Here is a 25,813-nt window from a genome sequence, read left to right on the forward strand (position 1 = left end):
GAAATCAGTCCGGCGAACTGATTTCCCTGCGGAGACGCTTCGCACTTTTGCCGGAAATACTATGAACATTAACCGCCACATATCTCACGGAAGTGCAGCGGTTATGTGTAACATTTAATAGCGTCGGATCAGACCGATAAGCTTGCCCTGAACGCGCACGCGATCAGGTCCGAAGATGCGGGTTTCGTAAGCCGGGTTTGCTGCTTCCAATGCGATGGAAGCACCTTTGCGGCGAAAACGCTTCAATGTCGCTTCTTCGTCGTCCACCAGTGCGACGACAATTTCGCCCGGATTGGCTGTATCACCACGTTTAATGATGACTGTATCGCCGTCGAAAATACCGGCGTCGATCATCGAATCGCCTTTGACTTCCAAAGCGTAGTGTTCACCGGCACCCAGCATTTCCGGAGGAAGGCTCAGTGAATGTGTCTGATTCTGGATAGCCGAGATCGGCACACCGGCAGCGATGCGTCCCATCATAGGCACAGAAACCATTGTTGAGGAATCATTGTCCGCCATGACCGGAGCAGGGCGCGCCGGTGGAGGAGGGGGAGCTTTACCAAGGCTTCCTTCGATGACGCTCGGAGCGAACTTCTTTTGCGAGTTCAAGCCCGGTGCTATCGAATCTGGCAACCGCAGGACTTCCAGAGCGCGTGCTCTGTTAGGAAGTCTGCGGATAAAGCCACGTTCTTCCAATGCCGTGATGAGGCGATGAATGCCCGATTTCGAGGCTAGATCGAGAGCCTCTTTCATCTCGTCAAAAGACGGAGGGATGCCCGTCTCTTTAAGACGTTCATGAATGAACAGCAGAAGCTCGTGCTGCTTACGGGTCAACATGCGCTACACCCTCCAAACCAGAATCAAATAAAAACAAAACCAGAACGAACACTATATGTTCCAGTCTTGTTCTGCAATGGTTTTAAAATGATTAATGAGGGCGGGAATTGATGCCGTTCGTTACAGCATCAATATTGTGCAAGGATCTCCAAGCGCTGCAGCTGGCGCATTTTCTTCTCTGATCAGTAGTGCATTGGAACGCACAAGAGCAGAAAGCATCGAAGAATCCTGAACTGGAAATGGCTTTACAATCAATGTGCCGTCGATTGCCTTTTCTACCGTCGCACGAACAAAGTCCCTACGATGATCGTTTGCATTCATTGGCTGACCCAATTTCGCGGGACGAATATCTGCAGTTAAGTCAGTGCCCGATAGCTTTGCCACCAATGGGCGCAGAAATACGAGACTGCAGACGAGACTTGAAACCGGATTACCCGGCAGGCCGATGACATGCACGGTTTTACCCGAAACCGTCTTGCGGCCATACATCAGCGGTTTACCCGGGCGCATGGCGATCTTCCAGAAGTCTAGATCGACGCCGCAATTCTGTAAAGCCCCGTGAACGTAATCGCGATCTCCAACCGACGCGCCGCCAATCGTCACAAGAACATCGATGCCATCTTCGAGAACGGCACTAATTGCGGATTCGATCTTCGCAGGGTCGTCGATGATGATGCCCATATCTTCAGGCCTGCCGCCTGCGCGGCGAACGATTTCGGCGATGCCGACGCTGTTGGAGGCGACAATCTGGTCCTGGCCGGGAGCCGTACCGGGCGGTACGAGCTCGTCTCCTGTCGCGAGTATTGCAATGCGGGGTTGTTTGAAAACCGAGATGGCTGCGTTGCCGCTGGCCGCAGCAAGGGAAAGTGCCGGGGCGTCGAGTGCTTTTCCAACTGGAAGAACAACATTGGCCGGTGCAAAATCGAGACCTGCACGACGAATGTGGCGGCCTTTATCGAGACCTTGCCGGATCGTCAGCTTGTCGCCGGAGCGCTCCGTGTCTTCCTGGATAACGATGCTATCAGCGCCTGCTGGCATTGGTGCGCCGGTGAAAATGCGGACCGCCTGACGTTCGCCCAGCTGCCCATCGAAACGCTTACCGGCTGCTGATTCGCCAATTACGGTGAGTTCAAGCGGATAGCTGATATTTTCAGGTGAGATCAGCGCATAGCCATCCATGGCAGAGCAATCAAAGGGAGGTTGCAGAAGGTGAGCCTTCACAGGTTCAGCAACGACGCGTCCACCGGCTGAAGTCAAAGGAACCTGCTCAGAACCGTGTGGCTCTGCCGAGCTCAGGATACGTGCAAGGGCTTCATCGACCGGGAGAAGGGACATTGGCTTCCTCTCGTAGAAAATAATCTCGTTATTTCGCTTGTTCTGCGCATTATCTCACACAGGCTGCTAAATGCTCATGCTGGAAATGCTTCGCTGCTTAAAGCAGATTAACTGCGGCCATGAATTGATTTGCCGCAAGTTCGTTTGAAAATCAGGCTGTCCAGTCGCCTGATTTGCCACCACTTTTTGCGGAAACGCGAATATCGGTAATTTCCATGTGGCGATCAACGGCCTTTGCCATGTCATAGATGGTCAGGCAGGTGACTGATACGGCAGTCAGCGCTTCCATCTCAACCCCTGTGCGGCCTTTCAGCTTCGCAGTCGCAGAGACGCGTAGGCCGGGAAGTGATTGATCCGGTTCGATTTCCACCGAGACCTTTGTCAGCATCAATGGGTGGCAAAGCGGAATGAGATCAGCAGTCTTCTTCGCAGCCATAATGCCTGCCAGGCGGGCAGCACCGATAACGTCGCCTTTGGCGGCATTGCCTTCCAGAATGAGAGCCAGAGTTTCTGGCTTCATTTTGACTGCACCTTCAGCCGTTGCCTGGCGTTCAGTCTCAGCCTTATCGCCGACATTGACCATATGGGCGGCGCCAGTCTGGTCGATATGGGTGAGTTTGGCTGTCATGGCTTACACCTTGCCGGTCAGAAGTTCGCGGGTCGCCTGAGCAACGTCATCCTGGCGCATCAGGCTTTCGCCGATGAGGAATGTTCCGATATCCGACTTTTCAAGACGCAGGCAATCATCATGGGTGAAGATGCCGCTTTCGCCGACCAGAAGACGGTCCGAAGGCACCATCTTTGCGAGGCGTTCGGAAACAGCAAGATCGACTTCAAACGTGCGCAGATTGCGATTATTAACGCCAACAAGACGCGATGAAAGCTTCAGCGCGCGTTCGGTTTCTTCTTCGTCATGGACTTCAATGAGAGCATCCATACCGAGTTCGAAAGCGGTTTCTTCGAGCGCTTTGGCCAGATCATCATCGACGCTTGCCAGAATGATGAGGATACAATCTGCACCCCAGCTGCGCGCTTCATAGACCTGATAGGTGTCGAAAAGGAAATCCTTGCGCAAGGCGGGCAGCGAGCAGGCATTGCGTGCCGCTGTCAGAAATTCCGGTGCGCCCTGAAAAGATGGCGCATCTGTGAGAACGGACAGGCAGGCCGCGCCGCCGTCTTCATAAGCCTTGGCCAGCGCTGGCGGATCAAAATCAGGGCGGATAAGGCCTTTGGAAGGGCTCGCCTTCTTGATTTCAGCAATGAGCGCGAACTTGTTGGCTGCGCGCTTGGCTTCCAGTGCCTTGAGAAAACCGCGTGTTGCAGGCTGATCCTTGGCCTGCGCCTTCACTTCTTCGAGTGGAAGACGAGCCTTGGCAGCAGCGATTTCCTCGCGCTTGTAAGCTTCGATTTTCCGCAAAATGTCGGTGGACATGGTTTGATCCTCTCCGTCAGAGCGGGTTATCGTTTGACACAGCAATGACCTTTTGCAGAACGGCCAAAGCTGCTCCGCTGTCGATGGACTGCGCTGCAAGAGCAATGCCGTCCTTCAGGTCTTTCGCCTTGCCGGAAATCACCAGAGCTGCGGCAGAGTTCAAGAGCACAATATCGCGATATGCGTTCTGTGCACCTTCAAGAACACCAAGCAGCGCTTTTGCGTTAACTTCGGCCTCTCCACCCTTGAGCTCCGACATATCGACCCGACGAAGGCCAACGTCTTCCGGTGTAATCTCAAAAGTACGAATAGTGCCGTTTTCAAGTGCTGCAACCTTTGTGGTTCCTGCCGTGGTCATCTCATCGAGACCATCGCCATAGACCACCCAGGCGGTTTCAGAGCCCAGTTCTTTGAGAACCTGAGCCAGAGGCTCAACCCATTCTGCCGAGAACACGCCAACCAGCTGGCGCTTGACGCTTGCCGGGTTTGAAAGCGGACCGAGCAGATTGAAAATCGTTCGGGTGCCGAGTTCAACGCGCGATGGTCCGACATGACGCATCGCAGAATGGTGCATCGGCGCAAACATGAAGCCAAGACCGGCTTCATTGATGCTGCGGCCAATCGTGTTTGCATCGGCTTCGATGTTCACACCAAGAGCTGCCAGCGCATCTGCTGCACCTGATTTGGAAGAGAGAGCGCGATTACCATGCTTTGCAACCGGAACGCCTGCACCGGCCACGACAAAGGCGGAACAGCTGGAAACGTTGTAGGAGCCGGACTGATCTCCGCCAGTGCCGACAATATCTACAGCGCCCGCCGGAGCGGAAACTGGAAGCATTCGTGAGCGCATAGATGAAACAGCACCGGCTATTTCCGGCACTGTTTCACCGCGAACACGCAGAGCCATCAGAAAGCCGCCGATCTGTGACGGCGTAGCCTGTCCGGACATCATGATGTCGAAAGCTGCCTTGGAATCCTCGAGCGACAACGGATTGCCGGAGGCAGCCTTGGCGATATAGGGTTTTAAGTCAGCCATTATTCCATGTCCGCCGCTGATCAGAAGGCCAATGCATTGTTGATGACGGTCTGGTTGATCCGCACCGGATACTGCTTCTGCAGTTCGCCAACCATCTGTTCAAGAACATCATCTGTGAGTGTCGTTGACAGATAGGTCCGCTGCTGTTCAGGAATTGCTTCCGGACCTGCAGCGGTTGGTTCGGTGACTTCAACAACCTTGAACAAGATCTGCGCATCGTCAGATGCCGCAGCCGCTGTACCGGTGTGGTCGTTTGCGCCACGGAATACCTGAGCGGTTGCAGCCGAGCCAAAATCCGCATCGTTAGTGTTGCGGGTGATGCCGCGCTTGGTCTGCTTTTCAAGGCCAGCTTCAGCAGCAATCGCATCGAGCGTCTCACCGCCATCCAGGCGCTTCTTCAGCTCTTCCAGACGCTGGTTCAAACGCTTGACGGCTTCTTCGCCCTTCCATGCTGCAATGACCTTGTCCTTAACTTCATCAAGGGTGCGGTCGCGGGCAGGGGTGGTGCCATCAATCTGGTACCAGAGATAACCGGTGTTACCCATGGTGAGCGCATCGTTATCGAAGCCCTGTTCTGCCTGGAATGCGGCAGCGAGAAGCGCTTCGGAGTTTGGCAGTTCAACTGCTTTGCCAGTTGGATCGTTGCCTTCGGCATCGATCGCGTCAATAGTTACGGTCTTGAGGCTGAGACCCTTGGCAACATCGGCCATGCTTGCGCCGTCTGAACGCTGCTGTTCATAGGAATCGTGAATGCCGTTGATGCTGCTGATTGCAATGTTGGTTGCAACGGTATCGCGAATTTCGCCTTCAACATCCGACAGCGACTTGGTGTTTGCCGGATTAACTTTGGTAACGCGGAGAATGACCGGGCCGAATGCGCCCTTAACAACGTCACTTACGCCGCCTTCATTAAGGCCAAATGCTGCTTCTGCGATAATTGCATCTGGAAGAGCGGTCTTTTCGAAGGTTCCGAGAACCAGATCAGCTTCGCTCTTGCCCTGTTCTTTGCCGATATCGACAAAGCTTGTGCCTGCTGCGATTTTCTGCTGTGCGGCCGTAGCAGCTGCTTCATCAGCAAAGTTCAGCTGTTCGATGGTGCGCGTTTCAGTGGTGCTGAAACGGCTCTGGTTCTTTTCGTAATATTCCTTGATTTCATCCTGCGTGACAGCAGCAGCATCGGCAATGTCCGACGGCTCAAGCTTCACATAGGTAATCTTGCGGTATTCCGGAGCTTTGTATTCATCCTTGTGCTCTTCAAAGTAAGCCTTGAGAGCGTCATCGGAAGGCGCTAGAACAGCATCGGCCTTTTCAGCCGGGATTGTGATGTAATCCGCGCTGCGGCTTTCACCCTGATAAAGAGCAAGCGCCTTGAGCATGGTGTTTGGCATTTTCATGCCGTCGGTTGCTGCTTCAACAATCTGCTGGCGACGAGCAACTTTCGCGCGGTTATCGAGATAGTCCTGCGCACGAATGTTTGACTGGCGCAGAACTGCATCGAACTGTGCGCGGCTGAAGTTGCCGCTGGCATCCTGGAACGATGGGTCTTCGCCGGTCAGACGCGCAATGCCATCCTTGGAAAGACCAAGCTGCATGTTGCGTGCTTCTTCATCCAGAACAACGCCAGCTGCGAGCTGTGCAAGAACCTGATTGTCGACACCGAACTGTTGTGCCTGTTCGCGGGTCAGTCGCTGACGGAACTGCTGCGACAGACGCATCAGCTGTTGCTCGTAAGCAAAGCGATAATCTGTTGCGCTCACTTCCGACTTGCCAGCGCTCAGCGCTGCATTGCCAGACATGTCGCCTCGGAATGCATCAGCGATGCCCCAGACTGCAAAACTCAGAACGAGCAGACCGAGGAGAAGCTTAGCAACCCAGGATTTGGCGGCATCACGCATACTGTCGAGCATTGGAAACCCTTTAAGAACAAAACAAAGCCCGGCTATCGATAAAGATAACCCGTGTGAGGGGATAACCTTAAGCTAGGCCATGATGCAAGTTCTCATTGAGCGTCAACCACCAAGAACATCGCCAAGAACGTTGCATTGCGTGACGAATACGCTTAGTCAGTGGCAAAATTTGGCGCCGCTCACGCAAAAATATGCGGTCCGGTGTTCTTTAAGGCGAGGAGAATGAAATGACTCCGGGAATCCGTCCTCTGGTTGCTGGCAACTGGAAAATGAATGGTACAGGAGAATCCCTCACGGAATTGCGCGCGATTTCTGCGGGCCTGAGTTCCGATCTGGGTCGTAAGCTTGATGCCGTGATCTGCGTTCCGGCGACATTGTTGTCGCGCGCTGCTGAAACGCTTGAAGGTGAAACAGTTGCGCTTGGCGGTCAGGATTGTCACCAGAAAGTGTCTGGCGCACATACCGGCGATGTTTCGGCAGAAATGCTGAAAGAAGCAGGCGCAAGCCACGTTATCCTCGGCCACTCGGAACGTCGTACCGATCATCGCGAAGCCAGCGAGCTGGTGCGCAGCAAGACTGAAGCCGCCTGGGCTGCTGGTCTTATTGCGATTGTCTGCGTTGGCGAAACCGCTGATGAGCGCAAATCAGATCGTACACTTGATGTGATTGGCGACCAGCTTGCAGCTTCGCTTCCCGAAGGTGTGAAGGCTGAAAACACGATTGTTGCTTATGAGCCAGTTTGGGCCATTGGTACTGGTCTGACGCCAACTGTTCAGGATGTGCGCGCAGCCCACGCATTCATGCGTGACAAGCTCACCGAACGTTTTGGCACCAGCGGCGCGCATCTGCGACTTCTCTATGGTGGTTCGGTCAAACCAGCCAATGCCATCGAATTGTTGAGCGTGCCGGATGTCGATGGTGCATTGGTTGGCGGAGCCAGCTTGAAAGCAACAGACTTCCTCGCCATATGCGAAACTTATCGTAATCTGTGATGAGCATCTGCGTCCTTTAATCTATATCGGGCGCGGGGCTTGGATTATCATGCAATAGCGTGTAAAGAGCCGCTCTATCTATTTGTATCATCGCTATCCGGGGCGGAAATCGCTTGGTTTTTCCCGGTTATGCATTAGTCCAGAGATATAAAGACCGTAACCTATGCAGACCATAGTCATTGTCATTCATTTGTTGATCGTTCTGGCGCTTGTTGGCGTTGTGCTCATCCAGCGTTCCGAAGGCGGTGGCCTTGGTATCGGCGGTGGTTCGGGCTTCATGACGGCACGCGGCGCGGCTAACGCGCTGACCCGCACGACAGCTATTCTTGCGATTGGCTTCTTCGCCACTTCGCTCGTTCTCGGCATCATGGCCCGTTATGGCGAAAAGCCAACGGACATTCTGAACCGTATTCCTGCAGCTGGCAGCACGCAGAATCCTCCTGCTGGTGGAACTGGTACCGGTACTGGCGGTGGCATTCTCAATCAGCTGGGTGGTGAGTCTTCGCGCACCAATGAAGCTGAAACACCTGCTTCGGGTGAAGCTCCATCAACTGCACCAGCGCAGCCTGACAGCACTCAGCCACAGGCTCCACAGGTTCCAAGCTCACAATAAGAGCTTTGTAATTGCTGAAAATTTGAAAACCGGCTCGAAAGGGCCGGTTTTCTTTTTGTTAAGCATCAGATTGCAAAGTGTTGCACACGGGCAATAGCCCCTCTCGAATCGTGAGGGATAGCTATTGTGGATAATTGAGTAGTGCTGCCCTTTGCAGTATGGAGAGCGAAAGCCTGAACGCGATACTGCGACAGGTGTTTTCCGCACTGCTTGGGTTTTCGGGAACAGATCATGTCTTCACGTTTTATTTTGATGGCTGGCATTGCAAGCCTTTGCATTGGACTTACGGGCCCAAGTTTTGCAGCTGGTGCTGAAGCTGAACTTACGGCTGCGGCAACGGGTGTTCAGCAGGTCGCTATGGCAAACGATGCCAAGGAAAAGCCTGCAAAGAAGAAAAAGAAGAGCGCTTCGAACGCAGGTGCTGCGAAGAAGGTTGCCCTCAACCGCTACAATATCGACCCGCGCTATCAGGCGCAGACCGTATCCTTCACCGGTTACGAAGCTGGCACGATCGTCATCGATCCTGCGAAGTATTTCCTTTATCTCGTCGAAAGCTCGACCACTGCGCGCCGTTACGGCATTGCGGTCGGTAAAGTCGGACTTGAGTTCAAGGGAACAGCAACTGTCAGCGCAAAGCGCGAATGGCCACGCTGGATTCCGACTAAGGAAATGATTGAGCGCAATCCTGCTCAGTATGGTCGCTACAAGAACGGTATGGACGGCGGTCCAGGCAATCCACTTGGTTCGCGCGCCATGTATCTGTTCCAGGGCAACAAGGATACGTATATCCGTATTCACGGTACCACTCAGCCATGGACAATCGGCAGTCCGGCTTCGAACGGTTGCTTCCGTATGACCAATGACGACATTCTGGATCTCTATGATCGCGTCGGCATGGGCGCAAAAGTCGTCGTTCTCTAATTTTTTGTAGAAATACCCGAAAGGCCGGGATTTTCCCGGCCTTTTTTCGTGCGCGTGTAACAAACAACGCTACAGGCTGCGAGCAGGACTGAACTTGGTGGAAGCATCCGGTTATCCCATATGGGAGGCTGAACGGGTGTGATTTTGATGGAAAAAACGCTGTTCACACTTTTTTTAGTGGCGGAATCAGCAAGAAGGGTCTAACGACATAAGCCCATGGCGCGATATGTATTCATCACAGGCGGCGTGGTTTCTTCCCTTGGAAAAGGCATTGCCGCAGCAGCATTGGCTGCACTCCTTCAGGCACGCGGTTACCGCGTGCGTATCCGTAAACTCGACCCTTATCTGAACGTCGACCCCGGCACGATGTCGCCTTACCAGCACGGTGAGGTGTTCGTCACTGACGATGGTGCCGAAACAGACCTTGATCTGGGCCATTACGAGCGGTTCACCGGTCGTCCTGCAAATCAGCGGGATAACATCACCACCGGTCGCATCTACCGCAACATCATCGAAAAAGAACGCCGCGGCGATTATCTCGGCGCGACGGTTCAGGTCATTCCTCACGTCACGGATGAAATCAAGAACTTCATTCTTGAAGGCAATGACGATTATGATTTCGTGCTGTGCGAAATCGGCGGTACGGTTGGCGATATCGAAGCCATGCCGTTCCTCGAAGCTATTCGTCAGCTCGGCAACGAACTGCCACGCAACAGCGCAGTCTATATCCATCTGACATTGATGCCGTATATTCCAGCGGCAGGTGAACTCAAGACCAAGCCGACACAGCATTCGGTCAAGGAACTGCGTTCGATCGGTATTGCTCCGGATATTCTTCTGGTTCGTGCAGATCGCGAGATTCCGGCTTCCGAACGCCGCAAGCTGTCGCTTTTCTGTAATGTGCGCGAAAGCGCGGTTATTCAGGCGCTCGACGTCTCGACCATTTATGATGTGCCGATTGCCTATCATAAGGAAGGTCTCGACAACGAAGTGCTTGCAGCATTCGGCATCGAACCGGCACCTAAGCCACGTATGGAACGCTGGGAAGGTATTTCCCATCTTCTGCACAACCCTGAAGGCGAAGTTACCATTGCCGTTGTCGGCAAATATACCGAGCTGAAGGATGCTTATAAGTCGCTGATCGAAGCGCTGCAGCACGGTGGCATTGCCAACAAGGTCAAGGTCAATCTCGACTGGATCGAAGCTGAAGTCTTTGAAAGCGAAGACCCGTCGCCATATCTCGAAAAAGTCCACGGCATTCTGGTGCCAGGCGGCTTTGGTGAGCGTGGTGCGGAAGGCAAGATCCTTGCGGCCAAGTTCGCACGCGAACACAAGGTTCCTTATTTCGGCATCTGCTTCGGTATGCAGATGGCATGTCTCGAAGCCGCGCGTAATCTCGCCGGTATCGAAAATGCCTCTTCGACCGAGTTTGGCCCGACCAAGGAACCTGTTGTTGGTCTGATGACCGAGTGGCTCAAGGGCAATATGCTCGAAAAGCGTACGAAGTCGGGTGATCTGGGTGGCACGATGCGTCTTGGTGCGTATGATTCCACGCTCAAGGCTGGAACACGTATTGCCGAGATTTACGGTTCGACCGAGATTTCTGAACGTCATCGTCACCGCTATGAAGTGAACGTTGATTATAAGGACCGTCTTGAAGCAAGCGGCTTGGTATTTTCGGGCATGTCACCCGACGGCGTTCTGCCGGAAACGGTTGAGTATGCTGACCATCCTTGGTTCATCGGCGTTCAGTACCATCCGGAACTGAAGTCGCGTCCGTTTGAACCACACCCACTATTCTCTTCCTTCATCGCGGCTGCGATGGAACAGGGCAGACTGGTTTGATGCATGACAAATGATCTTGCGCGCAAAGCTCGTTCAGTTGACCATCTGGTGCTTCCAGTTTCTCAACTGAGTGAGGCGCGCAGGAGACTTTCCCTTCTGGGATTTACAGTGGCGCCGGACGCACAACATCCGTTCGGCACCGCTAACGTTTGCAGTTTCTTTGCAGACGATACTTATCTCGAAATGTTGGCTGTAGACCGTTCGCCGCTTTATGAAGCCGCCGCACAGCGAAACAACAGCTTTATCCAGCGTGACTTATCTTACCGTTTTCGAAACGGTGATGATGGTTTTTCCGGGATAGCCTTCAAGACCGACGATTCGCGTGGCGATCATGCGGAATTCAAGCGGCGCGGTATTTCCGGCGGTCGCATGGTCGAGTTTTCGCGCAGCTTCATCTCGTCTGAGGGAAAACGTGAGAAAGGCAGCTTCCGGTTGGCTTTTGCAGCGGATTTGCGCGCGCCGGACGCATTCTTCTTTACCTGTCAGCGTTTGGCATACCCCAAGACTGACCGTTCGCACCTGATCACGCATGAAAATGGTGTAACAGGCTTACGTGAGATATTGCTGTGTGAAGAACAACCGGAAAACTTCTCCGATCTCTTGCAAGGCGTATTTCATGCCGCTGCTCGGAGACGTGAAGATGGCTCCCTGGCAATTACGGCTAGAAATTCCAATATAGAGGTTATGACGCCGACACAGTTTAATCGCTGTTTCGGATGGTCGCCGGAACTGCATGGTCGTGGCCTGCGGCTATCAGGACTGGTTTTCTCGGTTGCTTCGCTTTATGCCGTTGAGCAACTCCTCACTCGTAACGGAATCGCTTTTACAAAGAGCGATGGTCGTGTTCTCGTCCATCCTGCCGCAGGTCAGGGGACATTGTTTGTATTTGAAGGTTCACAATCATGACGACCGCTAATTCTGCCGTGAAAATCGGCAATGTTACGTTCTCCAACAGCGCGCCACTGGCTTTGATTGCCGGGCCTTGCCAGATGGAAAGCCGTGAACATGCGTTCGACATGGCCGGACGTCTGGTGGAGATCACCAACAAGCTCGGCATGGGCCTCGTTTATAAGTCGAGCTTCGACAAGGCCAACCGCACCTCGCTTAGCGCACAGCGCGGCATTGGTCTGGATAAGGCACTCGAAGTTTTTGCCGATCTCAAAAAAGAGTTCGGCTTTCCTGTTCTCACTGACATCCATACTGAAGAGCAATGCGCAACCGTTGCTGAAGTTGTCGATGTTCTGCAGATTCCAGCGTTCCTTTGCCGCCAGACTGACCTTTTGGTCGCCGCTGCGAAGACAGGCCGTGCGGTTAATGTGAAGAAGGGCCAGTTTCTGGCGCCCTGGGACATGAAAAACGTGCTGGCCAAGATCACTGAGAATGGCAATCCGAATGTTCTGGCCACCGAACGCGGCGCGTCTTTCGGTTACAACACACTTGTTTCCGACATGCGTTCGCTGCCTATCATGGCAGGCTTCGGCTCGCCGGTGATTTTCGATGCAACCCATTCCGTGCAGCAGCCTGGCGGGCAGGGTGGTTCGTCCGGTGGCCAGCGCGAATTCGTTGAAACGCTTGCAAGCGCTGCGGTTGCTGTGGGTGTAGCCGGTGTATTCATCGAAACGCATGAAGACCCGGATAATGCACCATCTGACGGTCCAAACATGGTTCAGATCGATAAAATGCCTGCACTTCTCGAAAAACTCATGGCTTTCGACAGGATTTCTAAATCGATTTAAAATTTCATTAGAAATTCACAGGCGGGGGATGTTCCTCCGCCTTTTATTTCTGTAATGAAGTCTCACATCGGATTTCTTCAATGTGCCTCGCGGCAGGAGCGGGGCTATCTACAGGGAAGGACTTGCCCCTATGACTGCAATCATCGACATCGTTGGTCGCGAAATTCTCGACAGCCGCGGTAACCCGACTGTTGAAGTCGACGTCGTACTCGAAGACGGCTCTTTTGGCCGCGCAGCTGTGCCATCGGGCGCTTCTACTGGCGCACATGAGGCTGTTGAGCTTCGTGACGGCGGCAGCCGCTATCTCGGCAAGGGCGTTGAAAAGGCTGTTGAAGCAGTCAATGGCAAGATTTTCGACGCAATCGCCGGCATCGATGCTGAAAATCAGCTTCTCGTTGACCAGGCTCTGATTGAACTTGATGGCACGCCAAACAAGGGCAATCTCGGTGCAAACGCAATTCTCGGCGTTTCGCTTGCTGTTGCCAAGGCTGCTGCACAGTCGACCGGCCTGCCACTTTATCGTTACGTTGGCGGTGCTAACGCCCATGTTCTGCCAGTTCCAATGATGAACATCATCAATGGTGGCGCTCATGCCGACAATCCAATCGACTTCCAGGAATTCATGATCCTGCCAGTTGGCGCTCCATCGCTGCGCGAAGCTGTTCGTTATGGTGCGGAAGTTTTCCACACGCTCAAGAAGCGCCTCAAGGATGCTGGCCACAACACCAATGTTGGTGATGAAGGCGGCTTTGCTCCGAACCTGCTGAGCGCAGAAGCTGCTCTCGATTTCGTTGTAGAATCGATCGAAAAGGCTGGCTTCAAGCCGGGCGAAGACATTGCTATCGGTCTCGATTGTGCTGCGACTGAATTCTTCAAGGACGGTAACTACGTCTATGAAGGTGAGAACAAGACCCGCGATCAAAAGGCTCAGGCTGAGTATCTCGCAAAGCTTGCTGCTGATTACCCAATCGTTTCGATTGAAGACGGCATGGCTGAAGACGATTGGGAAGGCTGGAAGTATCTGACCGACCTGATTGGCAAGAAGTGCCAGCTCGTTGGCGACGATCTTTTCGTAACGAACTCGGCTCGTCTGCGCGATGGTATCAAGATGGGTGTTGCCAACTCGATCCTCGTCAAGGTCAACCAGATCGGTTCGCTCAGCGAAACGCTGGATGCCGTCGAAACCGCACACAAGGCTGGTTACACCTCGGTCATGTCGCACCGTTCGGGTGAAACCGAAGATTCGACCATTGCCGATCTCGCAGTTGCAACCAACTGCGGTCAGATCAAGACCGGCTCGCTGGCTCGTTCAGACCGTACTGCAAAGTACAACCAGCTCATCCGCATCGAAGAAGAACTTGGCAAGCAGGCTCGCTATGCAGGCCGCAGCGCATTGAAGTTCCTCTAAGATCGAATTGATATCTGAATTAAAAAGGCGGGCTTCGGCTCGCCTTTTTCTTTGTGTCTTCGTGCGGACATATTTGCTTGTTCTCTAAGTTTACAAACGGGGAGCAAGGTCATGTCGAACGATACGCTGGGTTTTTACGCCAATAACGCCGCGACTTATGCTGCGAGCTCCAGCATTAATCGCAAACTCGATAGCTTTCTCAAGCATGTTCGTCCAACTGGGCGCATTCTCGAACTTGGTACGGGAAGCGGGCAGGATGCGAAGGCAATGCTTTCGCGTGGCTTCGATGTCGATCCGACCGACGGTTCACCCGAACTTGCTCAGGAAGCCTCGGCGCTGTTGCAGCGTCCTGTTAGGCAGCTGCTTTTTCACGAGCTTGATGCAGTTGCCTGCTACGATGGCATTTATGCTTCGGCATCGCTTCTTCATGCAAAGCGTGCCGATTTACCAAATATCGTGAAACATATGAATCGTGCATTAAAACCCGGCGGTTGGCTGTGGGCCAGTTTCAAAGACGGCCCCGGTGAGGGCTATGACGCATTGGGACGTTACTATAATTATATGAGTGCTGAAGAGATCGCCCGCATCTGGAACGACAATGCAGCTTGGAATGTTGTGTCACTGGAGAGTTGGCAGGGCGGTGGGTACGATCAGAAGCCGACTTTGTGGCATTCGGTGCTTTCACAGCGCTGAGCTTCCTCGTAAACCATTCGAACTAAATCACGCAGAGCCTTTATCTTATAGTTGTCTTCCATTCCTCTTATGGCCTTTGCAGCCGTTATAGTCGATTTGACAAAACAAATTACATTGATATCAATATAAGTGCGGTTGCCCGTTTCAATCGGTGTCCTACTTCTAGGGAATGCTGACCGAGGGCAGGCGCATCTAATCAAAAATGGGTGGGCCAAAATGGGAGAGAGAAATGGCTTACATAGAAGGATTTGTCGTCGCAGTTCCTAAGGCGAACAAGGAAACCTATCAGAAACACGCAGCCAAGGCTTCGGCCTTGTTCAAGGAATTCGGTGTGACGCGGATGGTGGAAGCCTGGGGCGACGATGTGCCTGATGGCAAAGTTACCGATTTCCGCCGTGCGGTACAGGCCAAGGACGACGAAGAGGTTGTCTTCTCGTGGTTCGAATACCCGGACAAAGCCACGCGCGATGCTGCCAATGAAAAAATGATGAGCGATCCGCGCATGAAGGACATGGGCGATACCATGCCATTTGATGGCAAGCGCATGATCATGGGTGGCTTCTCAACAATTCTTGATGTGTGATTTGCACAGGATTCGTTGGTGAGATGGCGGCTTCGGCCGCCATTTCTGATTCAGACGAAAGCCATATGTCGTAAAAATTCTACGCCTGAAGTGTCCTGTCATCACTCCGCGGTAAAGCTCTGTTAAGCAAAATAATGCTTCATGGTGGAAATCGGATTGACGTGGTCAGAACGCGTGCGATCTGATTCTAACGGATCGGCACTCTGACTATCTTTATTAATGCGCAACCTGTTCCGAAGACTGGTTCCCGTTTTTCGGGGTGCGCTTTAATTCAGAATCAAAGCCGCTCTGAATGTCCGGGAAGGAAGTCGAAATGTGGACCAAGCAGAAACGTAAATCTATCCGCGGCCGTTTTGTGCTGCCTATTCTGACAGCTGCGTTTCTTAGCTATTTCGGCTTTCACGCCTATCATGGCGAATTCGGTCTTTATTCCCGCATCCAGCTTGAAGAACAGAAGAGCTTGCTGACGCAGCAGCTCGATAAGGTGACTGCCGACAGAGCAGCACTTGAAAAGCGAGTCACGCTTTTACGTGATGGTTCGATTGAAAAGGACATGCTTGACGAGCAGGCCCGCAGAGCGCTTAATCTCTCTCATCCCGATGAAATGACAATTATCGTTTCTCGGGAGGATCGATCGAATTAACCAAATCCCGGTTAATTGTCTTTTTGTGATATGTTTTTAAGGGCTTGGCGGCATAGCAGCTATGCTCTACGCGCATATTGTATCTTGTAAATTGCCCGTATAACGTCACAATAGAACGACAATCGTAGAGCGCCGCGCGTCCTTCGTGTGCGTGAATGTGCTCTGATAATTTGAATCGACGCATGTTGCTTTCAAAATCGATCCCGATTTTGGGTGCATGCTGTAGGGAGCGAGATATGGCACCGAAGGCTAATAAGGCGTCGGCTGGAAAATCGCAGGCGTCTTTTGGGAATGTTCCCAAGACTCCAGCGCCAGCTGATTTCACTAAAGAGCAGGAACTGAACGCTTACCGCGAAATGCTGTTGATCCGCCGTTTCGAAGAAAAGGCCGGACAGCTTTATGGTATGGGCTTTATCGGTGGCTTCTGTCACCTTTATATCGGTCAGGAAGCTGTCGTCGTTGGTATGCAGAGTGCGCTCAAGGAAGGTGATCAGATCATCACTTCCTATCGTGACCATGGCCACATGCTGGCAACCGGCATGGAAGCGCGTGGCGTTATGGCCGAGCTGACTGGCCGCCGTGGAGGTTACTCCAAGGGCAAGGGCGGCTCCATGCACATGTTCTCGAAGGAAAAGGGCTTTTACGGCGGTCATGGTATCGTCGGCGCTCAGGTTCCTCTTGGCACTGGTCTTGCCTTTGCGAACAAGTATCGCGGCAATGACAATATCTCCGTCACCTATTTCGGTGATGGTGCCGCCAATCAGGGCCAGGTCTATGAAGCTTTCAACATGGCATCGCTGTGGAAGCTTCCGGTGATCTACGTGATCGAAAACAACCGCTATGCAATGGGCACGTCGGTTTCGCGTTCTTCCGCTGAAACAGATTTCTCCAAGCGCGGCGTTTCGTTCAACGTTCCGGGCATCAAGGTTGACGGCATGGACGTTCGCGCCGTTGCTGCTGCTGCTGAAGCCGCTGCTGAATGGGCGCGTGCTGGCAAGGGCCCATTGATTCTCGAAATGGAAACCTATCGTTATCGCGGTCACTCGATGTCCGATCCTGCGAAGTATCGCTCGAAGGACGAAGTGCAGAAGATGCGCTCCGAGCACGATCCGATTGAACAGGTCAAACAGCGCCTGATTGAAAATAACTGGGCCACTGAAGAAGAGCTGAAGGAAATCGACAAGGAAGTCCGCGACATCGTCGCTGATTCGGCCGATTTCGCTCAAAACGATCCAGAGCCGGATGTTTCCGAGCTCTACACGGATATTCTGCTCTAATTCAGGAAAGGTATTGTCATGCCCGTAGAAATTCTCATGCCTGCCCTTTCCCCGACGATGGAAGAAGGCAAACTGTCCAAGTGGCTGAAAAAAGAAGGCGACAAGGTCACATCCGGTGACGTGATCGCTGAAATCGAAACCGATAAGGCGACGATGGAAGTCGAAGCTGTTGACGAAGGCACCGTCGGTAAAATTCTCATCGCAGAAGGAACCGAAGGCGTGAAGGTCAACACGCCGATTGCTGTTTTGCTCGGCGATGGCGAAAGCGCCTCCGACATCGGTTCTGCTCCTGCTGCAAAAGCTGAAGCACCGAAAGAAGAAGCAAAAGAAGCACCAAAGACTGAGGAAAAGAAGGCCGATAGCGTGCCTGCTGCTCCGAAAGTTGAAGTTGCTTCCGATCCGGACATTCCAGCCGGTACAGAAATGGTTTCGATGACTGTGCGTGAAGCACTGCGCGACGCCATGGCTGAAGAAATGCGCCGCGACGAGAACGTCTTCATCATGGGTGAAGAAGTAGCCGAGTATCAGGGCGCCTACAAGATCACACAGGGCCTTCTCGACGAATTCGGCGCACGCCGCGTTGTAGATACCCCGATCACCGAGCATGGTTTTGCCGGCGTCGGCGTTGGTGCTGCAATGGCTGGCCTGAAGCCGATTGTCGAATTCATGACGTTCAACTTCGCCATGCAGGCGATTGACCAGATCATCAATTCGGCTGCGAAGACGCTTTATATGTCGGGTGGCCAGATGGGCGCACCGATGGTGTTCCGCGGTCCTTCGGGCGCTGCTGCCCGCGTTGCTGCCCAGCACTCCCAGTGCTATGCAGCATGGTACAGCCAGATCCCAGGCCTGAAGGTCGTCATGCCTTACTCGGCTGCTGACGCGAAGGGTCTTCTCAAGGCTGCTATCCGCGATCCGAATCCAGTCATCTTCCTTGAAAACGAAATTCTCTACGGTCATCATTTCGATGTGCCGAAGCTTGACGATTTCGTTCTGCCCATCGGCAAGGCCCGCATTCACAAGCAGGGCAAGGACGCGACCATCGTTTCGTTCGGTATCGGCATGACCTATGCGGTCAAGGCTGCTGAAGAGCTGGCTGTACAGGGCATCGATGTCGAAATCATCGATCTGCGCACCATCCGCCCAATGGATATTCCAACGGTCGTTGAATCGGTCAAGAAGACCGGTCGTCTCGTCACCGTTGAAGAAGGCTACCCACAGTCTTCCGTTGGCACTGAAATTGCCACCCGCGTCATGCAGCAGGCTTTCGATTATCTCGATGCGCCGATCCTGACGATCGCTGGCAAGGACGTTCCGATGCCATATGCGGCAAATCTCGAAAAGCTGGCTCTGCCAACTGTTGCAGAAGTGGTGGAAGCGGTGAAAGCCGTGACCTACACCGCCTGAGGAGGTACTGGACATGCCGATTAAAATCACCATGCCAGCACTTTCGCCAACCATGGAAGAGGGCAATCTCTCCAAGTGGCTGGTCAAAGAAGGCGACAAGGTTACGTCCGGCGATGTGATCGCTGAGATCGAAACCGACAAGGCGACGATGGAAGTCGAAGCTGTCGATGAAGGTGTTGTTGCCAAGCTCGTCGTTCCTGCTGGAACCGAAGGCGTCAAGGTTAACGCGCTGATCGCAATCCTCGCCGAAGACGGCGAGGATGTTGCAGAAGCAGCCAAAGGCGGCGATTCCGCTCCTGCACCAAAGGCAGAAGCGGCTAAGGAAGAGCCAAAAAAGGAAGTTGCAACCGCAGCTCCTGCAAAGGCTGAAGCCCCAGCAGCTGCTCCGGCAGCAGCCAAGAGTGCTGAGAACAAGGGCGACCGCGTTTTCGCATCGCCGCTTGCTCGTCGCATCGCCAAGGATGCAGGCGTTGATGTTTCCGCTGTAAAAGGCACTGGTCCTCATGGCCGTGTCGTTCAGCGTGACGTTGAAGCTGCAATTAAATCCGGCGGAGCGAAAGCAGCATCCGCTGCACCTCAGGCAGCTGCATCGGCTCCAAAGCCTCAGTCGGATGATGCCATCCTCAAGCTCTTTGAAGAAGGCACATACGAAATCGTTCCTCACGACGGTATGCGCAAGACCATTGCCCGCCGCCTGGTTGAATCGAAGCAGACTGTTCCGCATTTCTATCTGACGATTGATTGCGAACTCGATGCGCTTCTGGCTCTGCGTTCGCAGATCAATTCGGCTGCACCGCTGACCAAGACGGAGAAGGGTGAGGTTCCTGCCTACAAGCTTTCTGTCAACGATCTGGTGATCAAGGCTGTTGCTCTTGCGCTGCGTGACATTCCTGAAGCCAATGTCTCCTGGACTGAAGGCGGCATGATCAAGCACAAGCGTGCGGATGTCGGCGTTGCTGTGTCGATCCCTGGCGGTCTGATTACGCCAATCGTGCGTCAGTCGGAATCCAAAACGCTGTCCGCCATCTCCAACGAGATGAAGGATCTTGCCAAGCGTGCGCGTGATCGCAAGCTGAAGCCTGATGAATATCAGGGTGGTTCGACCTCTGTGTCCAACCTCGGTATGTTCGGCGTGAAGGACTTTGCAGCAATCATCAACCCACCACATGCGACGATTTTCGCAATTGGTGCAGGCGAACAGCGCGCAGTGGTCAAGAACGGTGAAATCAAGGTTGCGACGGTTATGTCCGTAACCCTTTCCACCGATCACCGTGCTGTCGATGGTGCTCTGGCCGCTGAACTTGCACAGGCCTTCAAGCGTCACATCGAAAACCCGATGGGTATGCTGGTCTGATTGGATGACCTTTAAATGCGCCGCATTCTCAGAATGCGGCGCTTGAGGTTTTGAATGGCAGGACTACTCAAACTTCGCCCGGCTGAACGCCATGATGCTGCCGAGATAGCCATTTTGGTCGATATCTCTTCTCATGGCTTCGCACATTGGTTGTGGCAAAGTGTTATGCATGATTGCGACGCTGAGACCGTGATGGAGGCGGGCTTACGTCAGATGCAGGAAGCTGGCATGGAGGGCTGGCAAGGAACGACCATCGCCGAGTGGGATGGCGTTACAGCTGGATTATCCATCGGTTTTACTCTGGACGAAAGCTTGCATGAGCTAAAGCCACAGAACGAGGTTCTGGCTCAACTTATTGCACTTCAATGCAAGGTGATCGGCAGTCGTTTTATAGACAGCGTTGCCGTTTATCAGAAATTTCGTGGCAAGAGCATCGGTCGCGCACTCGTTGCAAATGAAATCGAGCAGGCAAAACTGAGCGGGAACGCCAGTCTCAGCCTGATAACAGAAAGCCATAATAGCGTAGCGCTTTCGCTTTATCGCGGTTATGGATTTGAAGAAATGGAACGGCTCGAAGCTGTGAAGCGTATCGGGCAGGACAAAGTTCATGACTGGGTATTGCTTACCCGGAATGTGAACTGAGCAAAGGCAGGAACAATATGGCCGACACTTACGACGTTATTGTTATCGGATCCGGTCCTGGAGGCTATGTTGCGGCGATCCGCGCAGCACAGCTCGGGCTCAAGACGGCTGTTGTAGAGCGCGAACATCTCGCTGGCATCTGCTCCAACTGGGGTTGTATCCCGACCAAAGCGCTTCTGCGTTCGGCTGAAGTGAAGCACCTCGCTGATCATGCCAAAAATTATGGTCTGAAGCTTGAAGGTTCAATCACTGCCGATATCAAGGCTGTTGTTTCCCGTTCGCGCGGCATTGCCGAGCGCATGAACGGTGGCGTCGGCTTCCTGATGAAGAAGAACAAGATCGATGTGATCTGGGGCGAAGCAAAGCTTTCCAAGCCGGGTGAAATCGTCGTTTCCAAGACTTCCAAGGCGCCGATGTTGCCACAGGCACCTCAGCCGAAGAACACACTTGGCGAGGGCACTTACAAGGCTAAGCACATCATCGTTGCAACAGGTGCGCGTCCGCGTGCGCTTCCAGGCATTGAGCCAGATGGCAAGCTGATCTGGACTTACTTTGAAGCGATGGTGCCGCAGGAACTGCCGAAAACCATGCTGGTCATGGGTTCGGGCGCAATCGGCATTGAGTTTGCCTCGTTCTATAACGAGATGGGCGTTGATGTTACCGTCGTTGAACTGATGTCGCAGATCATGCCTGTTGAAGATGCGGAAATTTCGGCTTTCGCACGCAAGCAGCTCGAAAAGCGCGGTCTCAAGATCATCACCGAAGCCAAGGTTTCCAAAGTTGAGAAGGGCGCAAACAATGTGACCGCTCATATCGAAACCAAGGATGGTAAGGTTCAGACACTCACCGTTGATCGCATGATTTCGGCTGTTGGCGTTCAGGGCAATATCGAAAATATCGGTCTTGAAGCACTTGGCGTTAAGACTGATCGTGGTTGCATTGCCATCGACGCTTATTGCAAGACCAATGTTGACGGCATTTATGCGATTGGTGATGTTGCTGGTCCGCCGATGCTGGCTCACAAGGCTGAGCATGAAGCTGTTATCTGCGTTGAAAAGATTGCAGGTCTGCCAAATGTTCATCCGCTTGACCGCAATATGGTCCCAGGCTGCACCTATTGTAACCCACAGGTTGCATCGGTTGGTTTGACTGAAGCCAAGGCAAAGGAAAAAGGCCTCGACATTCGTGTCGGTCGTTTCCCATTTGTAGCAAACGGTAAAGCGATTGCACTTGGTGAAGATCAGGGACTGGTCAAGACGATCTTCGACAAGAAGACCGGACAGCTGCTGGGCGCGCATCTTGTTGGCGCCGAAGTGACCGAACTTATTCAGGGCTTCGTCGTTGCGATGAACCTTGAAACCACTGAAGAAGAACTGATGCACTCGGTCTTCCCGCATCCAACGATTTCCGAAACGATGAAGGAAAGCGTACTGGATGCATATGGCCGCGCGCTGAATATGTAATTCAGAGATCTGATTCCGACATTTGCACCTCTTCACAACAAGTGTTGTGCAAATGTCGGTTTTCAAACTTTGAATTCAATTCACGAGGAAACGCTCTTAAAGGAGTGAACTCATTCCGCTGATTGATAATGGAGGGCCATGGCGGCGTGCCGCTTGGCCCATGATTAAATGGTGTACGACAGGCGGTCTTGCTTTAGGCTTTCTGGCAGGAAGCTTGAGCTTGCTCGGCGGAAACACCATATCGGTCAACGGAATGGCTATCGCTGGCTGGTACGGCGTCTGGATACTGACATTCGCTCTCGGATTAGGCGGCTTTCTGTTTGGCCTCATCTGGGCGTTGGTTTTCAGAGCATTAGGTATGGCAGCGAGACGGTAAGCCGCAGCAAATGCCATTGCATTGCAGCGTATCAAATTGTTAGGGCAAGCGTTAAGTCAGGGGTCTACCCATTATTGGAACAGATTAGCTCTCAGGCATTTGTTTCAGATAGGCAGGAAACAGCATGGTTACAGTTCTCGATACAGTGAACCAGAGACGTCAGCGGCACCCTGAAAAGGCTCACCGTCCAGACACCGAAATTCTGAAGAAGCCGGACTGGATCCGCGTCAAGGCCCCGGTTTCTCGCGGCTATAACGAGACGCGCGAGATCGTCCGCTCGAACAAGCTTGTTACCGTTTGCGAAGAAGCAGGTTGCCCGAACATTGGCGAGTGCTGGGAAAAGAAGCACGCGACCTTCATGATCATGGGCGAAATCTGCACCCGCGCCTGTGCTTTCTGTAACGTATCGACCGGTATCCCAACGGCTCTTGATCCAAATGAGCCGGAAAATGTCGCTAAGGCCGTCAAGCAGATGGGCCTTACCCACGTCGTTATTACCTCTGTTGACCGTGACGATCTGGCCGATGGCGGCGCACAGCATTTTGCCGAGGTTATTCGCGCGATCCGCGCGGCGACCCCGAAGACAACGATTGAAATTCTTACACCAGACTTCCTGCGCAAGGAAGGCGCGCTTGAGATCGTGGTCAAGGCACGCCCTGACGTGTTCAATCACAATCTGGAAACGGTTCCGTCGAAGTATCTCAAGGTTCGCCCGGGCGCTCGTTATTTCCATTCGATCCGCCTGTTGCAGCGCGTGAAGGAACTCGACCCGACAATCTTCACGAAGTCCGGCATCATGGTTGGTCTTGGCGAAGAGCGGAACGAAATCCTTCAGCTGATGGACGACCTTCGTTCTGCTGAAGTGGATTTCATGACCATCGGTCAGTATCTCCAGCCAACCCGCAAGCACCATCCGGTGATCCGTTTCGTGACGCCAGACGAATTCAAGTCTTTCGAGACAATTGGTCGTACCAAGGGCTTTGCGCTCGTTGCGTCCAGCCCGCTGACGCGTTCATCGCACCATGCCGGTGACGATTTCGCAAAGCTCAAGGCTGCTCGCGAAGCGCAGGTTGCAGCACAGGCTTAAGTTCGCATGCCGCAATTTACGAATGTCAGACGCGTTCATCACAGGGCAGACCAGATGTTTGCCCTGGTATCGGATGTTGAAAAATATCCGCAATTCCTGCCGATGTGCGAAGCACTCTCAATTCGCTCCCGAAAGGAGCGGGAGGGCAAGACGCTTTTGATCGCCGACATGACGGTTGGCTATAAGCTGATCCGCGAGACATTCACCAGCCAGGTGCTTCTGAAGCCGGACGAAAATGTCATCGACGTGAAATATGTCGATGGCCCGTTCCGCTATCTCGACAATCGCTGGACATTTAAGCCGGTTAGCGATGGTTATGAATGTGACGTCGAATTCTTCATCGACTATGAATTCAAAAGTCGCACGCTTGGGCTGCTGATGGGATCAATGTTCGATCTGGCTTTCCGCAAGTTCTCAGAAGCCTTTGAGAAGCGTGCTGACGCAATTTACGGTCTGGCTTAGGCTTTAGAGTTCAGCGCCTCAAGGACCAGTGCCAGCGCAGAAAGCACGGTTTCATGCCGAATGTCTTCGCGTGACTTTTCACCAAAACGGCATTCTTTGTGTAGCGTGGCAAAACCTTTGCGCGCGCTGGCAATGTGCACGAGACCGACCGGCTTTTCTGCTGACCCGCCACCGGGGCCGGCAATACCGGTAACGGCAATGCTGATGCCAGCGCGTGAATTGTTCAGCGCGCCTTCTGCCATAGCTATTGCCACTTCTTTTGAAACCGCACCCACCTGGTTGATCAGTTCCATCGGGACGCCGATCATCTCATTCTTGGCTTCATTGGAGTAGGTTACAAAGCCGCGATCCACCACATCGGAGGAACCTGCAATATCGGTGAGTGCTGCCGCGATAAGCCCGCCTGTGCAAGATTCTGCTGTCGCAATCATGATGCCGTGTTTGCGGCAAGCGTTGAGTACGTCAATGGCCTGGGCTTCCGCAACAAGTGTCATTCTGGAACCTCATGGGCAGGAACCTCACCGGGATAGATGACTGTTGCCGTAACAATAGCAGCAATGCCTTCGCCGCGACCGACAAAGCCCATTTTCTCGTTGGTGGTCGCTTTGACGGAAACACGGTCATGCGAAATGCCGAGCATATTGGCCATGGCTTCCATCATTGCCGGGCGATGTGGACCGATCTTAGGTTCTTCAGCGATGATCGTCACGTCCGCGTTGGCGATACGACCACCGGCTTCACGCACGATCTTGACCGCATGTTCGACGAAGATATGCGATGCTGCGCCCTTCCACTGCGGATCGGAAGGCGGGAAATGTGTGCCAATATCGCCTGCGCCGCGTGTAGCAAGCAGGGCATCGGTCAGTGCGTGGAGGGCCACGTCGGCATCCGAGTGACCGTTCAGTTTCCTGTTGTGTGGAATGGCCACGCCGCAAAGCGTGACGTGGTCGCCCGGCTCGAAACTGTGAACGTCATAGCCATTGCCGGTGCGGATATCTGGAAATGAAGTCATGCCATGCCTCAAGCGTTTGTCGGCCATTTCAATATCTTTGGCCCATGTGAGTTTGGTATTGTCTGCCGAACCCTCGATGATACGCACGGAAAGTCCATAAGCTTCCGCAATCGAGGCATCGTCGGTAAAATCCGAGCGGCCGCTGAGATAAGCTTTTTCGTGGGCGTCCAGGATCGGGTTAAATGGAAAGGCCTGCGGCGTCTGTGCTGCAAAAAGACCAGCACGAGGGATAGTCGTTCTAACAGTGCCATCACTGGCCGATTGCTTCAGCGTGTCCGAAACGGCAAGGGCAGGCAGCACTCCTTCCTGCGGTGTCAGATTGTCGAATATGCGTGCAAGCAAATCCTGCTCAATGAATGGACGCACACCATCATGGATGAGGACATAGTCTGGGGCGTTCTTGTTGAGCGCCAGCAATCCAAGTCGCGTGGATTCCTGTCGCGTCGGTCCACCGGTAACAACGCGCACATTCTCATAATATTCGGTGATGGCATTTTCATAAAGTGCCGCATCATCGGCATGGATGACCACGATGATCTGATCGATCTCAGCGCAATGCGCAAAAGCACGCAGCGTGCGCGAAAGCACTGCTTCGCCGCCGATCCGCCGATATTGCTTCGGCCCTTCAGTGCTCTGTCCCGCCCGTTCGCCGCGTCCTGCGGCTACGATGACTGCTGCTGCCCGTGAAATGTCGGTCGCCTTCGCCAAAAGATTCATCTAGTTACATGCGGAATAATGCCTTGCGCAAATAA

Annotated in this window: 26 protein-coding genes; 18 read left to right on the plus strand and 8 right to left on the minus strand. The window is 53.3% G+C overall.

Going from position 1 to position 25,813, the window contains the following annotated elements:
* Nucleotides 1-114: 114 nt before the first annotated feature.
* The 6 genes from lexA to QSJ70_RS02615 form a co-directional block, all read right to left on the minus strand.
* Entirely contained in the window at nucleotides 115-837 is a 723-nt protein-coding gene (gene lexA / locus QSJ70_RS02590; protein ID WP_007875164.1) for a transcriptional repressor LexA, read from the minus strand.
* Nucleotides 838-957: 120 nt separating this feature from the next.
* Nucleotides 958-2,172: a molybdopterin molybdotransferase MoeA gene (locus QSJ70_RS02595; RefSeq protein WP_285534674.1), complete on the minus strand. Its 1,215-nt coding sequence runs from the start codon at nucleotides 2,170-2,172 to the stop codon at nucleotides 958-960.
* A gap of 151 nt (nucleotides 2,173-2,323) precedes the next feature.
* Nucleotides 2,324-2,800 (minus strand): cyclic pyranopterin monophosphate synthase MoaC, encoded by a 477-nt coding sequence (gene moaC, locus QSJ70_RS02600; protein WP_285534675.1) that lies wholly within the window; start codon nucleotides 2,798-2,800, stop codon nucleotides 2,324-2,326.
* Nucleotides 2,801-2,803: 3 nt separating this feature from the next.
* A complete protein-coding gene (gene trpC, locus QSJ70_RS02605; RefSeq protein WP_285534676.1) occupies nucleotides 2,804-3,604 on the minus strand; it encodes an indole-3-glycerol phosphate synthase TrpC in 801 nt (266 codons plus the stop codon).
* A 16-nt stretch (nucleotides 3,605-3,620) separates the two neighbouring features.
* On the minus strand, nucleotides 3,621-4,640 hold the full coding sequence (trpD, locus tag QSJ70_RS02610) for an anthranilate phosphoribosyltransferase (protein WP_007875158.1): 1,020 nt from the start codon (nucleotides 4,638-4,640) through the stop codon (nucleotides 3,621-3,623).
* Nucleotides 4,641-4,660: 20 nt separating this feature from the next.
* Nucleotides 4,661-6,547, minus strand: a complete 1,887-nt coding sequence (locus QSJ70_RS02615) for a peptidyl-prolyl cis-trans isomerase (RefSeq protein ID WP_285534677.1) — start codon at nucleotides 6,545-6,547, stop codon at nucleotides 4,661-4,663.
* A 227-nt stretch (nucleotides 6,548-6,774) separates the two neighbouring features.
* On the opposite strand from QSJ70_RS02615, the gene tpiA reads away from it, so the two are divergent.
* The 18 genes from tpiA to QSJ70_RS02705 all read left to right on the plus strand — a co-directional run bounded on the left by tpiA (nucleotide 6,775) and on the right by QSJ70_RS02705 (nucleotide 24,049).
* A complete protein-coding gene (tpiA, locus tag QSJ70_RS02620) occupies nucleotides 6,775-7,539 on the plus strand; it encodes a triose-phosphate isomerase (RefSeq protein WP_079211947.1) in 765 nt (254 codons plus the stop codon).
* 163 nt (nucleotides 7,540-7,702) lie between these two features.
* Nucleotides 7,703-8,152, plus strand: a complete 450-nt coding sequence (gene secG / locus QSJ70_RS02625; protein WP_113160144.1) for a preprotein translocase subunit SecG — start codon at nucleotides 7,703-7,705, stop codon at nucleotides 8,150-8,152.
* 231 nt (nucleotides 8,153-8,383) lie between these two features.
* On the plus strand, nucleotides 8,384-9,073 hold the full coding sequence (locus tag QSJ70_RS02630) for a L,D-transpeptidase (protein WP_007875152.1): 690 nt from the start codon (nucleotides 8,384-8,386) through the stop codon (nucleotides 9,071-9,073).
* 216 nt (nucleotides 9,074-9,289) lie between these two features.
* Nucleotides 9,290-10,918 (plus strand): CTP synthase, encoded by a 1,629-nt coding sequence (pyrG, locus tag QSJ70_RS02635; RefSeq protein WP_007875151.1) that lies wholly within the window; start codon nucleotides 9,290-9,292, stop codon nucleotides 10,916-10,918.
* A 3-nt stretch (nucleotides 10,919-10,921) separates the two neighbouring features.
* The gene (locus tag QSJ70_RS02640) at nucleotides 10,922-11,824 is read left to right on the plus strand and encodes a VOC family protein (RefSeq protein ID WP_285534678.1); all 903 of its coding nucleotides are present in this window, start codon (nucleotides 10,922-10,924) and stop codon (nucleotides 11,822-11,824) included.
* Entirely contained in the window at nucleotides 11,821-12,654 is an 834-nt protein-coding gene (gene kdsA / locus QSJ70_RS02645) for a 3-deoxy-8-phosphooctulonate synthase (RefSeq protein WP_079211944.1), read from the plus strand. The genes QSJ70_RS02640 and kdsA overlap by 4 nt, the downstream gene beginning before the upstream one ends.
* A gap of 130 nt (nucleotides 12,655-12,784) precedes the next feature.
* Entirely contained in the window at nucleotides 12,785-14,062 is a 1,278-nt protein-coding gene (gene eno, locus QSJ70_RS02650; RefSeq protein WP_285534679.1) for a phosphopyruvate hydratase, read from the plus strand.
* 111 nt (nucleotides 14,063-14,173) lie between these two features.
* The gene (locus tag QSJ70_RS02655) at nucleotides 14,174-14,755 is read left to right on the plus strand and encodes a class I SAM-dependent methyltransferase (protein WP_064320670.1); all 582 of its coding nucleotides are present in this window, start codon (nucleotides 14,174-14,176) and stop codon (nucleotides 14,753-14,755) included.
* A 229-nt stretch (nucleotides 14,756-14,984) separates the two neighbouring features.
* On the plus strand, nucleotides 14,985-15,338 hold the full coding sequence (locus QSJ70_RS02660; protein ID WP_007875146.1) for a DUF1428 domain-containing protein: 354 nt from the start codon (nucleotides 14,985-14,987) through the stop codon (nucleotides 15,336-15,338).
* 313 nt (nucleotides 15,339-15,651) lie between these two features.
* On the plus strand, nucleotides 15,652-15,981 hold the full coding sequence (locus tag QSJ70_RS02665) for an FtsB family cell division protein (protein ID WP_007875144.1): 330 nt from the start codon (nucleotides 15,652-15,654) through the stop codon (nucleotides 15,979-15,981).
* A 236-nt stretch (nucleotides 15,982-16,217) separates the two neighbouring features.
* Nucleotides 16,218-17,258: a pyruvate dehydrogenase (acetyl-transferring) E1 component subunit alpha gene (pdhA, locus tag QSJ70_RS02670; RefSeq protein WP_007875142.1), complete on the plus strand. Its 1,041-nt coding sequence runs from the start codon at nucleotides 16,218-16,220 to the stop codon at nucleotides 17,256-17,258.
* 18 nt (nucleotides 17,259-17,276) lie between these two features.
* Nucleotides 17,277-18,665, plus strand: coding sequence for a pyruvate dehydrogenase complex E1 component subunit beta (locus tag QSJ70_RS02675; protein WP_285534680.1), 1,389 nt, complete (start codon nucleotides 17,277-17,279; stop codon nucleotides 18,663-18,665).
* A gap of 31 nt (nucleotides 18,666-18,696) precedes the next feature.
* Nucleotides 18,697-20,019, plus strand: coding sequence for a pyruvate dehydrogenase complex dihydrolipoamide acetyltransferase (locus QSJ70_RS02680; protein WP_412842019.1), 1,323 nt, complete (start codon nucleotides 18,697-18,699; stop codon nucleotides 20,017-20,019).
* 54 nt (nucleotides 20,020-20,073) lie between these two features.
* Entirely contained in the window at nucleotides 20,074-20,661 is a 588-nt protein-coding gene (locus QSJ70_RS02685; protein ID WP_105518606.1) for a GNAT family N-acetyltransferase, read from the plus strand.
* 17 nt (nucleotides 20,662-20,678) lie between these two features.
* A complete protein-coding gene (gene lpdA, locus QSJ70_RS02690; protein ID WP_285534681.1) occupies nucleotides 20,679-22,124 on the plus strand; it encodes a dihydrolipoyl dehydrogenase in 1,446 nt (481 codons plus the stop codon).
* Between the two features lie 160 nt (nucleotides 22,125-22,284).
* A complete protein-coding gene (locus QSJ70_RS02695) occupies nucleotides 22,285-22,500 on the plus strand; it encodes a hypothetical protein (protein WP_039859805.1) in 216 nt (71 codons plus the stop codon).
* Between the two features lie 124 nt (nucleotides 22,501-22,624).
* A complete protein-coding gene (gene lipA / locus QSJ70_RS02700) occupies nucleotides 22,625-23,587 on the plus strand; it encodes a lipoyl synthase (RefSeq protein WP_112812785.1) in 963 nt (320 codons plus the stop codon).
* A 6-nt stretch (nucleotides 23,588-23,593) separates the two neighbouring features.
* A complete protein-coding gene (locus QSJ70_RS02705) occupies nucleotides 23,594-24,049 on the plus strand; it encodes a type II toxin-antitoxin system RatA family toxin (RefSeq protein WP_007875135.1) in 456 nt (151 codons plus the stop codon).
* On the opposite strand, the gene QSJ70_RS02710 is transcribed toward QSJ70_RS02705, so the two are convergent.
* Nucleotides 24,046-24,543, minus strand: a complete 498-nt coding sequence (locus QSJ70_RS02710; RefSeq protein ID WP_105518605.1) for a CinA family protein — start codon at nucleotides 24,541-24,543, stop codon at nucleotides 24,046-24,048. The two genes, QSJ70_RS02705 and QSJ70_RS02710, sit on opposite strands and share 4 nt — an antisense overlap.
* Nucleotides 24,540-25,778, minus strand: a complete 1,239-nt coding sequence (locus QSJ70_RS02715; RefSeq protein WP_285534683.1) for a bifunctional 2-C-methyl-D-erythritol 4-phosphate cytidylyltransferase/2-C-methyl-D-erythritol 2,4-cyclodiphosphate synthase — start codon at nucleotides 25,776-25,778, stop codon at nucleotides 24,540-24,542. The genes QSJ70_RS02710 and QSJ70_RS02715 overlap by 4 nt, the downstream gene beginning before the upstream one ends.
* Nucleotides 25,779-25,813: the final 35 nt, after the last annotated feature.

The sequence above is a fragment of the Brucella sp. NBRC 12950 genome, assembly GCF_030268145.1.
Lineage (GTDB): Bacteria > Pseudomonadota > Alphaproteobacteria > Rhizobiales > Rhizobiaceae > Brucella.

What these genes read in the sequence shown, in the direction of transcription:
- QSJ70_RS02680 (WP_412842019.1), top strand. Translation starts at nt 18,697, where the DNA reads ATGCCAGCACTTTCGCCAACCATGGAAGAGGGCAATCTCTCCAAGTGG.
- trpD (WP_007875158.1), bottom strand. Translation starts at nt 4,640, where the DNA reads ATGGCTGACTTAAAACCCTATATCGCCAAGGCTGCCTCCGGCAATCCG.
- QSJ70_RS02675 (WP_285534680.1), top strand. Translation starts at nt 17,277, where the DNA reads ATGCCCGTAGAAATTCTCATGCCTGCCCTTTCCCCGACGATGGAAGAA.
- QSJ70_RS02630 (WP_007875152.1), top strand. Translation starts at nt 8,384, where the DNA reads ATGTCTTCACGTTTTATTTTGATGGCTGGCATTGCAAGCCTTTGCATT.
- QSJ70_RS02715 (WP_285534683.1), bottom strand. Translation starts at nt 25,778, where the DNA reads ATGAATCTTTTGGCGAAGGCGACCGACATTTCACGGGCAGCAGCAGTC.
- QSJ70_RS02595 (WP_285534674.1), bottom strand. Translation starts at nt 2,172, where the DNA reads ATGTCCCTTCTCCCGGTCGATGAAGCCCTTGCACGTATCCTGAGCTCG.
- pyrG (WP_007875151.1), top strand. Translation starts at nt 9,290, where the DNA reads ATGGCGCGATATGTATTCATCACAGGCGGCGTGGTTTCTTCCCTTGGA.
- moaC (WP_285534675.1), bottom strand. Translation starts at nt 2,800, where the DNA reads ATGACAGCCAAACTCACCCATATCGACCAGACTGGCGCCGCCCATATG.
- lpdA (WP_285534681.1), top strand. Translation starts at nt 20,679, where the DNA reads ATGGCCGACACTTACGACGTTATTGTTATCGGATCCGGTCCTGGAGGC.
- QSJ70_RS02705 (WP_007875135.1), top strand. Translation starts at nt 23,594, where the DNA reads ATGCCGCAATTTACGAATGTCAGACGCGTTCATCACAGGGCAGACCAG.
- tpiA (WP_079211947.1), top strand. Translation starts at nt 6,775, where the DNA reads ATGACTCCGGGAATCCGTCCTCTGGTTGCTGGCAACTGGAAAATGAAT.
- QSJ70_RS02665 (WP_007875144.1), top strand. Translation starts at nt 15,652, where the DNA reads ATGTGGACCAAGCAGAAACGTAAATCTATCCGCGGCCGTTTTGTGCTG.
- QSJ70_RS02685 (WP_105518606.1), top strand. Translation starts at nt 20,074, where the DNA reads ATGGCAGGACTACTCAAACTTCGCCCGGCTGAACGCCATGATGCTGCC.
- trpC (WP_285534676.1), bottom strand. Translation starts at nt 3,604, where the DNA reads ATGTCCACCGACATTTTGCGGAAAATCGAAGCTTACAAGCGCGAGGAA.
- QSJ70_RS02655 (WP_064320670.1), top strand. Translation starts at nt 14,174, where the DNA reads ATGTCGAACGATACGCTGGGTTTTTACGCCAATAACGCCGCGACTTAT.
- QSJ70_RS02660 (WP_007875146.1), top strand. Translation starts at nt 14,985, where the DNA reads ATGGCTTACATAGAAGGATTTGTCGTCGCAGTTCCTAAGGCGAACAAG.
- eno (WP_285534679.1), top strand. Translation starts at nt 12,785, where the DNA reads ATGACTGCAATCATCGACATCGTTGGTCGCGAAATTCTCGACAGCCGC.
- kdsA (WP_079211944.1), top strand. Translation starts at nt 11,821, where the DNA reads ATGACGACCGCTAATTCTGCCGTGAAAATCGGCAATGTTACGTTCTCC.
- lexA (WP_007875164.1), bottom strand. Translation starts at nt 837, where the DNA reads ATGTTGACCCGTAAGCAGCACGAGCTTCTGCTGTTCATTCATGAACGT.
- QSJ70_RS02710 (WP_105518605.1), bottom strand. Translation starts at nt 24,543, where the DNA reads ATGACACTTGTTGCGGAAGCCCAGGCCATTGACGTACTCAACGCTTGC.
- QSJ70_RS02615 (WP_285534677.1), bottom strand. Translation starts at nt 6,547, where the DNA reads ATGCTCGACAGTATGCGTGATGCCGCCAAATCCTGGGTTGCTAAGCTT.
- QSJ70_RS02695 (WP_039859805.1), top strand. Translation starts at nt 22,285, where the DNA reads ATGATTAAATGGTGTACGACAGGCGGTCTTGCTTTAGGCTTTCTGGCA.
- secG (WP_113160144.1), top strand. Translation starts at nt 7,703, where the DNA reads ATGCAGACCATAGTCATTGTCATTCATTTGTTGATCGTTCTGGCGCTT.
- QSJ70_RS02640 (WP_285534678.1), top strand. Translation starts at nt 10,922, where the DNA reads ATGACAAATGATCTTGCGCGCAAAGCTCGTTCAGTTGACCATCTGGTG.
- pdhA (WP_007875142.1), top strand. Translation starts at nt 16,218, where the DNA reads ATGGCACCGAAGGCTAATAAGGCGTCGGCTGGAAAATCGCAGGCGTCT.
- lipA (WP_112812785.1), top strand. Translation starts at nt 22,625, where the DNA reads ATGGTTACAGTTCTCGATACAGTGAACCAGAGACGTCAGCGGCACCCT.